The 13608-nt window shown below is 60.9% G+C and carries 9 protein-coding genes; all 9 read right to left on the minus strand.

Features of this window, described 5'->3' with window-relative positions; all coding sequences use genetic code 11:
- Positions 1-194: 194 nt before the first annotated feature.
- Positions 195-1088, minus strand: a complete 894-nt coding sequence (locus tag QM007_RS07535; protein WP_283489394.1) for a cell division protein FtsQ/DivIB — start codon at positions 1086-1088, stop codon at positions 195-197.
- On the minus strand, positions 1088-2578 hold the full coding sequence (murC, locus tag QM007_RS07540) for a UDP-N-acetylmuramate--L-alanine ligase (RefSeq protein WP_283489395.1): 1491 nt from the start codon (positions 2576-2578) through the stop codon (positions 1088-1090). The genes QM007_RS07535 and murC overlap by 1 nt, the downstream gene beginning before the upstream one ends.
- Positions 2575-3672 (minus strand): undecaprenyldiphospho-muramoylpentapeptide beta-N-acetylglucosaminyltransferase, encoded by a 1098-nt coding sequence (murG, locus tag QM007_RS07545; RefSeq protein WP_283489396.1) that lies wholly within the window; start codon positions 3670-3672, stop codon positions 2575-2577. The genes murC and murG overlap by 4 nt, the downstream gene beginning before the upstream one ends.
- A 91-nt stretch (positions 3673-3763) precedes the next feature.
- Positions 3764-5554: an FtsW/RodA/SpoVE family cell cycle protein gene (locus QM007_RS07550; protein ID WP_283489397.1), complete on the minus strand. Its 1791-nt coding sequence runs from the start codon at positions 5552-5554 to the stop codon at positions 3764-3766.
- A gap of 115 nt (positions 5555-5669) precedes the next feature.
- The gene (gene murD / locus QM007_RS07555) at positions 5670-7205 is read right to left on the minus strand and encodes a UDP-N-acetylmuramoyl-L-alanine--D-glutamate ligase (protein WP_283489398.1); all 1536 of its coding nucleotides are present in this window, start codon (positions 7203-7205) and stop codon (positions 5670-5672) included.
- Positions 7205-8323 (minus strand): phospho-N-acetylmuramoyl-pentapeptide-transferase, encoded by a 1119-nt coding sequence (gene mraY / locus QM007_RS07560; RefSeq protein ID WP_283489399.1) that lies wholly within the window; start codon positions 8321-8323, stop codon positions 7205-7207. The genes murD and mraY overlap by 1 nt, the downstream gene beginning before the upstream one ends.
- A gap of 21 nt (positions 8324-8344) precedes the next feature.
- Positions 8345-9940 (minus strand): UDP-N-acetylmuramoyl-tripeptide--D-alanyl-D-alanine ligase, encoded by a 1596-nt coding sequence (locus QM007_RS07565; protein WP_283489400.1) that lies wholly within the window; start codon positions 9938-9940, stop codon positions 8345-8347.
- A 15-nt stretch (positions 9941-9955) separates the two neighbouring features.
- Positions 9956-11650 (minus strand): Mur ligase family protein, encoded by a 1695-nt coding sequence (locus tag QM007_RS07570; RefSeq protein ID WP_283489401.1) that lies wholly within the window; start codon positions 11648-11650, stop codon positions 9956-9958.
- A gap of 69 nt (positions 11651-11719) precedes the next feature.
- Positions 11720-13570, minus strand: coding sequence for a peptidoglycan D,D-transpeptidase FtsI family protein (locus tag QM007_RS07575; RefSeq protein WP_283489402.1), 1851 nt, complete (start codon positions 13568-13570; stop codon positions 11720-11722).
- Positions 13571-13608: the final 38 nt, after the last annotated feature.

Below are 13608 nucleotides of genomic sequence, written 5' to 3' on the forward strand. Positions count from 1 at the left end.
GATTCCCTACTAATTTGTGCCTTGTTTCAAACCAACTCAACCTTAGAGTGAAAGTTGAGATTGGAGTAAACCTATTGTTTCAATCAATGAAAGAGTATCAACTTCACCTTGCAATGTCGCCCTCGTTTCACCCATGACCTTATTTTTCTCAGAAAATATCAAGGTCAGGAAGGAACTTCAGGTAGAAGTTGAAACTATTTTACGGTGGGGACGAGGGGGCTTGAGACATCGTAGGTTTCTACGGCCTGCTGGCTACCCACCGAGTCCATAAGCTGAACTAGAACCTTAGCTTTAAGGTCGCTACCTTCTGGGGTCCCCCAAACCACCTGCGTCCCGTCTACCATTTCTAGGGTAATGGTTGATGCAGAGTCGGCCTTAGCCTCAGACACCTGAGACAGAATCGAGGTCGGCAAGGCCGCCAGCACACCGGTTACGGTACTAAAAGCAGCCGATTCCAGAATATCCAGGCCTCCGGCAACCAGCGGAACGCCGGCGTCCTCAACCGAGGCCGCGGTGCCCAGCTGGACTCCCTCATTATCAACCAGCACGAAGCTACCCTCGTTCTCCACCACGGCCACGGGCACCCGCTCATGCAACTGCACCACCAGCTCGTGGGGAGGAGTTGCCTGCAGAGTCACCCCGTAGAGCACATTCTCATTGCCGATCAAAGAGGCAACCTCAGACTCACTAATGCGGGTCATGGGAACTCCCTGGAGCTGGCTCAGCTGCTGCTGCACGGTAGTCTCATCCAGCAAAGAAGCGCCTTCTACCGTAATCGTCCGGGTAGCCAGCAGGGGCGAGAAGAAAACAACCCCCACAAAAATCAGGGTAGTGAGCACCAGGGCACCCGCCCCGTAGGCCCACTTCTTCCAGCTGCCGACTGCCCGACGTTTGGGGCGCAGCTGCACGGGAGCAGAAGGCAGCCTCTGGGGCTCGTTCTGCCCGCTCTGCCGTTCCTCTTCCTGGGCCTGGCGCCACTGGGCGAAACGACTGTTTTCAGAGATGTCTACCAAGTTATCGCCAGCCCCTGGTAGCTGGCTTACCTTAGCGGAATTCAAGCGAATACGGGGCTTCTTTTCATCAGCCACTAGAGCGCAGCACCTTCACGGGCAGCAAGCTTCTCTACCAGTACCCGGCCCAGGGCGGTCACGTCACCGGCACCAACGGTCATGATGATATCGCCGGGTAGGGTGGCAGACACCACGGCCTCGATAGCTTGGTCGGTGCTCTCAGCGTAGTGCACCTCGGAGAAACCGGCCTCGGTGATGAGATGGCTGGTAACGCCCTCCATCGGCTTCTCACGGGCGGGGTAGATATCGAGCACGTAGCTGCGGTCAGCCTGAGACAGCGACTCAGCGAACTCGGTAGCGAACTCCTTGGTGCGGGAGAAGAGATGGGGCTGGAAAATCACGTAGAGGTTGTGCCCGGCAGCGACCGTACGGCCGGTTTCCAGGGCACGGTGTACCTCGGTGGGGTGATGGGCGTAGTCATCAAAGACCTTGACCCCGGCGGCTTCACCGCGCAGGGTAAAGCGGCGGTCGGTACCCGAGAAGTGGGCCAGCGCCTTCACGGCCTCTTCGGGGCTAGCGCCAGCCAGCAGGGCGCAGACAAAGGACGCCGTGGCGTTGAGCTGGTTATGAATACCGGGCACCGGCAGGGTCAGGGTAAGCTGCCCCGCGAACTGCTGGCCGCCTACGGTGAAGTCCCAGACCAGATTCGAAGAGCAGTCAGTTCCTTCAGAGGTGATACCGGTCAGGCGAACCATGGCGCCCTCCCCCTCACCGTAGGTCACAACTTGCACACCGGCGTCCGTGGCCTGAGCTGCGAGGGTGGCTGCACCGGCATCGTCAGAGCAGGTCACGAAGACACCGCCCGGTGCCATAGAGGAGATAAAGCGATTGAATGCTTCGAAAACCCGCTTGTTAGTGCCGTAGAAGTCCAGGTGGTCGGGCTCAGCGTTGGTAATAACCGCAATCTCGGGGCGGTAACGCACAAAGGAGCCGTCGGATTCATCGGCTTCAGCCACGAACCAGGATTCGGGGCCAGATGCGCCCAGGTGGGCGTTAGTGTTGTAGCCGGCGATGGTAGAACCGACCGCAAAAGAGGGGTCTAGCCCTAGGCCGTCTAGCATCACCGAAATCATAGATGAGGTGGTAGTCTTGCCGTGGGTACCGGCAACCGCGATCACCTTGGAGTCCTGCATGGTCGCTGCAAGAGCTTCAGAGCGGTGCAGCACGCGCAGGCCGCGGGCACGGGCGGCAGCAAGCTCAGGGTTTTCTTCGCGGATAGCGGTTGAGATGACCACGGTGTCCGCGTCCTCGATGTTCTCAGCTGCCTGGGGTACCGACACGCGGGCACCCAGTGCACGCAGGCTATCAACAGCAGCACTCTCGGCCTGGTCAGACCCGCTCACAGTCATACCGGTGCGCAGCATCAGCCTGGCGATAGCCGACATGCCGGCCCCACCAATACCTACAAAATGCACCCGCCCCAGGTCGGCCAGGGCAGGACGCTCGGGGAAGGGAGGGTTGAGGGGAGCGGGAAGGTCAATTGAAAGATCCATTAGTGAGGTGCTCATGCGCGGGCCGCCTTCAGTACTTCGTCTGCCATGACCTGCGCGGCATCGCGGATGCCGTGCCGGTAGGACTTTTCTGCCATGTCGGTAAGTTTATCGGTGTCTGCCAGCAGGGCCGGTACATTCTGGCGGAACCAGCTAGCGGTGAAATCGGAGTCGTCTACCAGCAGGGCTGCCCCGGCAGCCACCAGGGAACGGGCGTTCAGTGCTTGCTCGCCGTTGCCGATGGGTAGGGGAACAAAGATAGCCGGTAGGCCCACGGCAGCGACCTCGCTGACGGTTGCCGCACCAGAGCGCACAATCATAAGGTCGGCAGCGGCGTAGACATCTTCCATGGAGGTAATGAACTCAACCTGCTGGTAGCCGGGGGCTGTGCGGAGTTGGCCGGAGTCGTCCTTAACCGCCTTGTCACGGCCGGTGATGTGCAGTAGCTGGTAGCCTGCCGGAGCAATCTCATCAATGATCTCAGCAACTGCCCGGTTGAGGCTCAAGGCTCCCAGGGACCCGCCGGTGACCACCAGGGTGGGCAGGGCGGGGTCAAGGCCCAGGCGCTCCCGGGCAGCGCCCTGTTCAGAGGCGCGGTCGAGGTCAGCGATGTTCTGGCGCATAGGCATACCCACGGTGCGGGCACCGGCGATGGGGGTATCGGGGAAGGCGGTAGCTACCAGGGCTGCATTCTTCGCACCTACCTTGTTGGCGAGGCCGGGCTTGGCATTGGCCTCGTGAATTACTACGGGCACGCCCAGCTTGCGGGCTGCCAGGTACATGGGGGTGCACACGTAACCGCCCACGCCCACCAGGACGTCCGCCCCGGTGTCGGTCAGAATCTTCTCGGCCTGCTTGAGCGAGGCCCGGAACCGGCCGGGGAACTTGATGGCGTCAAGGTTGGGGCGGCGGGGGAAGGGAACCTTCGGGATGAAGCTGATGTCGTAGCCCGCTGCCGGTACGAGCCGGGCCTCCATGCTATTTTCGGTGCCGACGGTCATGATGGTGACATCAGGCTCGCGCTCCTGGAGGGCTCGGGCGATAGCCAGCATGGGGTTAATATGCCCGGCTGTGCCGCCGCCTGCCAGCACGACAGTGGGTGCGTGGGTCATCAGGTTTCACTCCCTTAATGTTCTGTTTCGCCCCCTAGTTTACGCGGATTAGCTCACAGGCACATCTTGGTAGCCCGGCGCGTGAGCTACCTTACCCGCCTATGTGCTGGTCAGGGCCTTTGCGGGCTTTACGAATCGTACGTAAGCCGGCAGGCAGTTTTTGTTCCTTGGGGGCAGGGGCTTGCGGCTCGGTGGTCTGCGGCTTGGCTGCGGTGGTGGGCGAAACCGGGCGGGCAGGGTGCTGAGGCTGAGCCGCAGTGGTACGCGAGTGAGCCTGCTGCACGCTGGCAGAGGGGCGGGCGCCACTGGCCGAGCTAGAGCGTCGGGCCATAGCGGCCTCGGCACTGGCTTCAGCTGACAGGGGGCTTGACCGGCGGACGGTCTGGGCGGACGGACGCGCCGTAGCTGCCGAGGGCCTCACGGTGCGCGCACTCCCCTGGGCGCGTTGAGGGGCGGACGCCGCCGGGCGGGCCGGGGTGCGCCCGTCGACGAGGGCTCCCAGGCGGGTGGTGAGCTTATCGAGAGTCCAGCCTGTGCCGTCGGGGTCTGCGGCGATGACGGCCTGCTCTCGCTCAGCAATACGGGCCAGAGCAAGGCGGCGGGCGGCGTCCTTTTGCATCTTGCTGTTGGCGATGCCGGTACGCTCCCCCACAATCGGGTTGAGCGGGGTCTGGCGGGCAAAGGCGATGAGAATACCGATTCCGGTTAGCGACGACACCAGAGCGGAGCCACCAGCAGAAATAAGAGGCAGGGGCACACCGATGACGGGCATAAGCCCTACCACCATGGCAATGTTGAGCAGGGCCTGACCTGCAATCCAGGTAATGATGCCGATGGTGGCGTAGCGGATAAAGAGGTCAGAGGAGCGCAGCAGGATACGCATAGCACAGTAGATCAGGGCTGCATAGAGCAGCAGCACGGCGATAGCACCGATCAGACCCAGTTCTTCACCAACCACCGCAAAAATATAGTCGTTGTGGGCTTCGGGCAGGTAGTTGTACTTCTGGCGGGACTGGCCTAGCCCCACACCCCAGAAACCACCGGTAGCAAGAGCAGCCAGACCCGAGTTAGCCTGGTCGCAGGTTGCCTCAACGCAGTCGCGCCAGAAAGCAAAAGTATTGAAGATACGTTCAATACGGTTGGGGCTGATAGCCACCATCACGAGGGCGGCAAGAGCACCCAGGCCAGCGCTGATTGCGACCAGCCTGCGGGAGGGGCGGGCGGCCATGAAAATAGCGCTGAAAAAGAGGGCATAGATCAGCACGGTACCTACATCGTGACCTGCCAGAATCAGGGTGACAATCAGACCGAAGCCGAGAACGGCTGGTACCAGGCCCTTATAGGCGGTCTGGGCCAGAGTACCTCGGTCGATGCGTCCCTGACGGGAGTAGACCGAGGCCAGCCACAGAATCATGATGGGCTTTGCAAATTCAGAGGGCTGAATCGAGAAACCGGCGATGTTAATCCAGTTGCGGTTACCGTTGACGGTGGTTCCTACAAAAATAACCGCAATGAGTAGCAAGGCTGCCAGGCCCAGCAGGGTGTGAACCACCCAGGGGCGGCGGTACCAGGTGACGGGTATCAGATAGCCCACCAGCAGCATGGCAACCAAACCCAAAACCGCAAACATACCCTGGGAACGGGCCTGGGCGAAGGCCCCAGCACCAGCAGAAATCTGCTCAACGCTGGAGGCTGAGAGCACCATCATGACGCCGAAGAGGGTTAGGACGGTAGCAGCAACAACCAGCACAATGGGCACATCAGTCAGGACCATAGCCCCCAGACGTATCTGGGCTTCTTCCCACTTGGTACGGGCTACCCCCCAGAGACGCCGGAAAAAGCCAGGACGCTGCGGGGACCGGGTTTCTGCTGCCAGGCTCATAGTCTTCTCGTTTCTGTTCTCTCGTGGTAGGACGCCCCGCCCTAGGTGCGGTTAAAGGTGAGGGAGGGTGGGAAACCAGTGGCTACCGGTTACCCGCCCTCCACACCGATAGGTTTTAGGAGTTAATTTGGTTGACCAGGTCGGCCACCGCGTCGATGAAGGCGTTCCCGCGCTCCACATACGAGGTGAACTGGTCCATTGAAGCTGCGGCAGGGGCCATGAGCACGGTGTCGTTCTGTTCCGAAATCTCGTGGGCCTTGGCGACCGCCAGTTTCATGACGGCTCGTCCGTCGCTGGCATCGGCCAGCAGGGAGCTTTCGCTGATCTTGTAGACCGGCACATCCGGGGCCTGCTCAGCTAGAGCTGTCACCAGGGCTGCGGTATCAGTGCCGATCATAACCACTGCCTTGAGGCGGTCCTTGTGTTCAGCCACCAGCTCGCCGTAGGTCACGCCTTTCGAGAGGCCACCGGCCACCCAAATCACAGGGTTGAAGGAGGCCAGCGAAGCATTCGCAGCGTGGGGGTTGGTGGCTTTAGAGTCGTTGACCCAGAGTACCCCGTGGGTGTTGGCCACCAGCTGGATGCGGTGGGCACCGGGCTCGTAGTTCTGCAAGCCCGCCTTGACCTGTTCAGGTTCAATACCGGCTGCCCGGGTCAGGGCAGCAGCAACCAGAGCGTTTTCTACGGTGTGCTTGGTCGGCAGCTGGCCGGTATCTGCGACTTCAGCCACTTCCAGGGCCTGGTTGCGGCGGTCATCGAGGAAGGCCCGGTCAATGAGCAGACCGTCAATCACACCCAGCATGGAAAGACCGGGAGTATCAGCCCAGAAACCGATGGCGCGAGCGCCCTCGATGACGTCCGCTTCTTCGACCATCTGTACGATCTCGGGGTAGTTGGCGTTGAAGATGCAGGCGACCTGGGTGTTCTCGTAGATCCGGGCTTTATCGGCCAGGTAGTTCTCGTAGCCTGCGTGCCAGTCGACGTGGTCTTCTGCCACGTTGAGCACGACAGAGGCTAAGGGCGACATGGAGTAGGTCCAGTGCAACTGGAAGCTGGAAAGCTCTACTGCGAAGAAGTCGTAGTCGACGGGGTCACGCAGGGCATCAAGGATGGGGGTGCCGACGTTACCCACGGCAATGGCCTTGTAGCCTGCGGTCTGCAGGATAGATTCCGTCATGCCCACGGTGGTGGTCTTGCCGTTGGTGCCGGTAATAGCCAGCCAGGGGGCGACCTTGCGTCCTTCGCGCTGGCGCAAGCGCCAGGCTAGCTCTACATCGCCCCAGATTTGAATCTTCTGGGCTACGGCATCGGCCAGAATACCGATGGTGGGGGCTAGGCCGGGTGAGGTGACCACGAGGTCGGCGGGCTGCCCCTCAACCAGGGGTAGGGCGTCCATAGCTCCGGGGCCCAGCACTGAACCGGCGGCGCCCACAATCTTGAGGGTATCTGCCTTGCCGCGGGCGGTTTCGTTATCGTTACCGTCCACCACAACTACGCGGGCGCCCAGTTCAATGAGGGTGTCAGCGGCTGAGAAGCCAGAGATACCCAGGCCCGCTACGACCACGCGCAGGCCGGCCCAGTCGGATTCCCAGCTGGTCAGCGCTTCCAGGCGCTCATAGCCGTAGACGGGGTTTGCGTTACTTGCCTTCATTAGAAGACACCTCCATTGCTTAGCAGCCAGTCACCGTAGAAGATCCCCAGGGCGATGGCCACAAACAGGCCTGCCAAGATCCAGAAGCGGATGACCACGTTGACTTCTGTCCAGCCCTTGAGCTCAAAGTGGTGCTGCAGGGGGGCCATGCGGAAAATACGCTTACCCCCGCTCATCTTGAAGTAGCCCACCTGCAGGATGACGGAGATAGCAATCATGACGAAGAGGCCGGCAATGATGGGGAGCAAAATCTGGGTGCGGGTGATGATAGCGAAAGCAGCTAGCGCACCGCCCAGGCCCAGGGAGCCGGTATCGCCCATGAAGATGGTGGCCGGTGAGGTGTTCCACCAGAGGAAGCCGATTAGGGCGCCAATCAGGGAGGCAGCCAGCATAGCCATCTGCCCTGAATCGGGTACCTCGTAGCAGACGTTATCGAGGGAGCCGGGTGCGCACAGGTGCTGCTGCTGCCACATAGAAATCAGCAGGTAGCCGCTGAAGACCATGATGGCCGCGCCGGTGGCCAGGCCGTCCAGGCCGTCGGTGAGGTTTACCGCGTTGGTGGTGGCGGTGGCAATCAGGTTGGCCCAGATGATGAAGAGGATAATACCCACTACAGGCCCGGCAAAGGCCAAATCGAGCCAGGAGATATCGCGGGTGAAGGAGAGATTGAAAGAGGCAGGTGACCAGCCGCGTTCGTCCTTAATCAGCAGGGCGCCCACGGCAAAGAGGGTACCAATCAGCCCCTGGAGCACAATCTTGCCCTTGGGGGTTAGGCCCTCGCTCTGCTTCTTCCAAATCTTCTGGAAGTCATCGATGAAGCCAACGCCCGCCATGCCCAGCATGAGGAACATTGCCAGCAGCACCGAGGCCGACGGGGCCAGGGTGGTGCCGGTGAGTAGGGCTGAGAGGACCAGTGCCAGGAAGAAGCCGAGGACGGTTGCTGCCATCATCATGACGCCGCCCATGGTGGGGGTGCCCCGCTTGGTCTGGTGTGAGGTGGGGCCGTCTTCGCGAATGAACTGGCCGAACTGCTGCTTCGCCAACCATTTGGTGTAGAGCGGGGTTCCGGCGATCGAGATGATCAGGCCGAAAGCGGCAGCCAACAGGATGGAAATCATGCGGTGTCTGTGCCTTCCCGGTTATGAGTTATCTGTAGTCTTGGCGGCAGCATCGGGCTGGGCGCCACTGTCTGAGTTTAGTGCCTGAACAAAGTCACCGGCGCTTAACCAGGGCTGTGATTGCCCACTATCACCTTCATGGTGGGTGAGGTTGCCCTCATAGTCAGCAACTTTTTGGCCGAGAAGGCCCAGGCCAGCCCCGTTTGAGGACTTGAAGAGGACGATATCGCCCGGCTCTAGGTCGCCGCGCAGCAGTTCGAAGGCTTCCTCGGTGTTGGCAACCCAGGTTGCTTCATTGCCCCAGGAGCCTTCCAGGTGGGCGGTGTTGTAGATGGGCTTGGCGATGTCGCCTACGGCAATGAGCTTAGAAATGTTGAGGCGTACTGCCAGCTGGCCGATGCGGTCGTGTTCGGTCAGGGTCTGATCGCCTAGTTCCAGCATGGCGCCGAGCACGGCCCAGGTGCGGTTGGTGGAGGGCAGACGGCCCAGCTGGGCAAGGGTCTGCAGGGCCGCGGTCATGGACTCGGGGTTGGCGTTGTAGGCATCGTTAATGACGGTCACGCCGTCGGCCCGGTCTTTTCGCTGCATCCGCCACTTGGAGGCTGCCCCTGCGGTGTTGAGCTGCTGGGCAATGCGATCGGGGGCAATGCCTGCCTGGTAGGCGACGGTGGCTGCCGCCAGAAGGTTGTAGACGTGGTGTTCGCCAATGAGCTGGGAGCTGATCTCGAAGCTCTGCCCGTCGGGGAAGGTCAGGGTGAAGGCGGGTTTGCCTTCATCGGTGGTAGTGAGCTTGGACGCGGTGATGCGGTTTTCTGACACGCCGGGGTTAGCGGTGCGGGTCAGTTCCGCTTCGCGTCCTTCAACGCCGAAGTAGGTGACGGGGGTGGACGCCCGGTTCAGCATGCGCCTCACCCGGTAGTCGTCGATGTTCAGGCCCAGACCCAGGCGGACGCCCTCTGCCATCTCGCCCTTGGTCGCTTCGATGTTATCGACGCCGCCGAACTCACCGGCGTGGGCGGTGCCCACCTTGAGCACAACCCCGTAATCCGGGGAAATCATGTCGGTCAGGTACTTGATGTTACCTACCCGGTCAGCGCCCATCTCAATGACCAGATACTTGGTGTCTTCTTCGGCCCGGAAAACGGTCAGCGGCACGCCGACTTCACCGTTAAAGGAGCCGATGGGGGCTACGGTCTTGCCCTCAGCGCCAAAGATGGCTGCCAGCAGGTCCTTGGTGGTGGTCTTACCCGCAGAACCGGTAATGCCCACGACCGTCACGCCGCCGCGCTCACGCAGGCGAGCCACGATGTAGGCGGCCAGACGGCCCATAGCCAGCACAACGTCGTCCACCAGAATGGAGGGGTAGGGCTTACCGGCAGCGTCCTGAACCTCACGTTCAACAAGAGCTAGAAAGGCCCCCTGCTCAAAGGCAGCGGGTAGGAAGTTATGGCCGTCCGTTACCTCACCGGGCTTGGCAATGAAGAGGCAGCCGGGGCCGACCTCACGGGAGTCAGTGGTAGCAGAAGTGCAAGCCAAGGCAGAAGCACCGGCGGAGTCTAGGCCCAGCAGGGTACCCGCTACAGCTTCTTCAATCTCAAGCGCTGAAAGTTCAATCATAGGTTTACCTTTAGGTTACTTCTGGTGGGTCTGGTAGGCCGGGAGCACACTAAAGCCGGCAGCCTGAAGGGCGCGGGCGGTCTCTACCCGGTCGTCAAGGTCGATATCGGTACCGGCAACATCCTGGGCTACCTCGTGGCCGCGGCCAGCGACCAGAATCGAGTCTTTGGGGACGGCCAGGGCGATAGCTTTGTCAATGGCAGCGGCACGGGGCTCGATGTTAAGCACCCGGTGGGCGCGGGCACCGGATTCAAGAGCCGCAAGAGCACCGGCCTCAACAGCCTCGCGGATGGGGGCAGGGTCTTCGCCGTGGGGGTCATCGTCGGTGACCACAACGATATCGGCGTAGGTGGCCGCGATTTCGCCCATGAGGGGGCGCTTGGTCTGGTCGCGTTCACCGGTTGCACCGAACACGATAATGACCTTACCGTCCGCATCTGCCGGCTCAATTGCTTCAAGGGCACGTTTGAGAGCATCGGGGTTGTGGGCGAAGTCCACCAGGGCAGTGGGTTCGGTAGAAATCAGCTGCATACGGCCGGGGACAACGGGGGTCAGGGTCTCGGTACGGGCTAGCACTTCGGTGATACGGTCGCGCTCTAGCTCGTCGCGGGCACTCTCAAAGACCATCACGGCAGCTAAGGCAGCGTTCGAGACATTGAAGTCTGCCGGGAGTAAGGTGGCGCTGGGCAGTTCAAAACCGTCGCCACGGCGCAGGGTAAAGGAGTGGCCGATACCGGAGCGCTCTACCTGCACCAAGGCCCAGTCCTGGGCAGCAAGGGAGGTGAGAGCGTCCGCCCCCTGCTCATAGCCGGCACCGAAGTTGGTGAAGAGGCGCACCACGGCGCGGGCTCCCAGGGTCTGAACCGCACGCTCTGCCATGGCAAGGCCCCAGCGGTCATCGGCGGTAATGACGGCGCGGCGGGTAGGGGCCGGGGTGAAGAGCTCGGCCTTGGAGTCAAAATAGCTCTCCATGGTGCCGTGCAAATCCAGATGATCCTGGGTGAGGTTGGTAAAGCCCGCAATGTCGTAGCGGATGCCATCGACGCGGCGGTAGTCCAGGGCATGAGATGAAACTTCCATGGCTGCGCTGGTAATACCCTGCTCACGCATCAGGGCAATGAGGGAGTGCACGTGGGGGGACTCAGGGGTGGTGAGCTTAGAGGGAATAGCCTGACCACCGGCAAGAATCTCGATGGTACCAATCAAGCCGGTAGTGTGGCCCAGGGCCTGCATGATCGAGTTGGTCATGTAGGTGGTGGTGGTCTTACCGTTAGTGCCGGTCACCGCAAAGAGGCGGGGCGCTCCCCCGCTACTGGGCTGGGAGGCATAGATACGGGCAGAGAGCGGGCCGACAGCAGCTCGCACCTGGTCGGTAGTAACCACGCCCAGGTCCTCGGAAAGGCCCAGCTCACGCACAATCTCAAGGCCCGCTTCGTCGGTCAGCAGGGCGGACGCCCCCAGCTCGATTGCTGCAGGAAGGAAGGAGGCACCGTGGGCCTTTGCCCCACCCAGGGCAACATAGAGGTCACCGGGCTGCACTTCGCGGGAGTCCATGGTGATGCCGGTGATAGGGCGGGCGGACGCCTGCACCAGCTGGGCCGCCAGTCCAACCTCGGCCAGCCAGTCGGCAACCTCAGCGCAGGTGCGCTCGGTAACCTGACGGGGGCGCAGGGTCTGGGCGCTGCCATCCAGTGCTCGGTTTTCTGTCACGGGCTTTCCCTCCAATGGGCGGTCTATGTTAAGGTGCGCTGTGCGGCGCGAGTGCTAATAGGGTCTACTTTAGCCGTTTTCGTCGTGGCCCTTAGCGAACTTAGGGGTCTCTTGCGGCTCGGTAGTGGAGCGCGGCACATTGTAGATGTGCAGGGTTTTCTCCATAATCTCCGCGAACTGGGCCGTAGTGTTGGCCAGGCCAACAGCCGATGCCGTGGTCTGCGGTCGGTGCATGGTTACCGAGACCAGGAAGCGGGGGTTCTCGGTAGGAGCGACCCCTACAAAAGAGGTGGTCCATCCGTCATAGGTGCTAGAACCTTCGCCCACGTTTTCTGCGGTACCGGTCTTACCGGCAACCCGGTAGCCGTTAATCTGGGCACCCTTAGCGCCACCCTGGTAGACCACAGCTTCCATCACCTGCAAAGTCTTACGGGCGGTTTCCTCACTCACCATGCGGGTACCTTCAGCGACCTCGCGGACTTCCTCGGTGCCGTCCGTATCAATCACAGCGTCAATAATTCGGGGCTTGAGCATAACCCCCTTATTCGCCATAGCCTGGAAAATCATTGAGGTCTGCAGGGCCGACTGGGCAACACCCTGGCCAAAGAGAACCGTGTACTGCTGGCGGATATCCCAGTCCCGCCAGTCACTGACCAGGCCCTGGGACTCACCGGTCAGCTCAATACCGGTGAACTCCCCCATGCCAAACTTCTTAAGCCAGTTGTAGCGCTGCTCCTTGGTGAGCTTGCTACCCATCATGACGGTACCGGTGTTCATCGAGTCAGCAATAATACCGGCAACAGTACGCTTCTGGGCTGGGTGTACGAAAGGATCGGTGATGGTCTGCTGGTCAATTTCGAGCTCAGCAGGCACATCGTAGACGGTCTCAGGTTCAGCAATACCCTCTTCAAAGACGGCAGCAGTGGTCAAAATCTTCTCGGTAGAGCCAGGTTCAAAGACCTGGGTAATAGCGCGGGGGTTCATATCGGCCAGCTCAAAACGCTCAGCACCGGGGTCCATGGTCGAAGAATCTGCCAGGGCCAGAATTGAGCCGTCGCGCACGTCCATCACAATGGCCGTACCCCACTCAGCCTTCAGCTCCTCAGCACGGGCCTTGACCACCTGCTGGGCGAAATACTGTACGTCCTGGTTAATGGTCAGGCGTACGCTCTTACCGTCCTGGGCAGGGGTATTCTGCTCATCCCCAATCGGGATGCGGATGCCATCGGCTGAAATCTCGTAGATACGTTCACCGTCAATACCGGCCAGGTACTCCCCCATGGTACGTTCGATACCCACCGAGTTATTCATCTGGCGGGTCTCGCCGCTGGTACCGTCCACGGCTTCTTCAATAATGCTAAAGCGGCCCACCACCGAGCCACCTACCTGGCCATTGGGGTACTTACGGTCAGACAGAATCTCCCCGTAAATATAGGGAGCGCCCAGGGCATCTACCTTGTTATAGATCGCAGGAGTAACGTTCTCCTTCACAATCTTGTATTTGAGGTCGCCATCGAGCGCTGCCTTCACATCGGCGTCACTCATTTCAAGAATATCGGCCAGCTCATACACCAGCTCGGTGGGGGTCACCTCAACCGGGTCACGGCTTTCCTCGGTATAGCGTTTAAAGTTCGCCACGGCAGACTGGTCAACGGTGATGTTGTAGCGCTGCACACTGCGGGCCAGCACGTTGCCGTTGATATCGAGAATCTCCCCGCGCAGGGCTGGGATGGTCTGCTTACGGGTACGCTGGGCCTTAGCAGCGTCGGCTAGACCGTTCGGGTCAAGACCCTGCAACCAGGCAAGGCGCAGGCCCACGACGCCCAGGCCACCGACGCCCAGGGTACCCGCGATAAAGCCGCGCCGCCCAACGGTGCGTTTGATGCCCTGTACGGGTTCGTTCTGCTCAGTGCCGCTCATCGTCCCCTATTTCTCTTCCGCTGTGGTTCACTCTTTAC

Origin of the sequence: Rothia sp. SD9660Na (assembly GCF_030064065.1) — a bacterium.
Lineage (GTDB): Bacteria > Actinomycetota > Actinomycetes > Actinomycetales > Micrococcaceae > Rothia.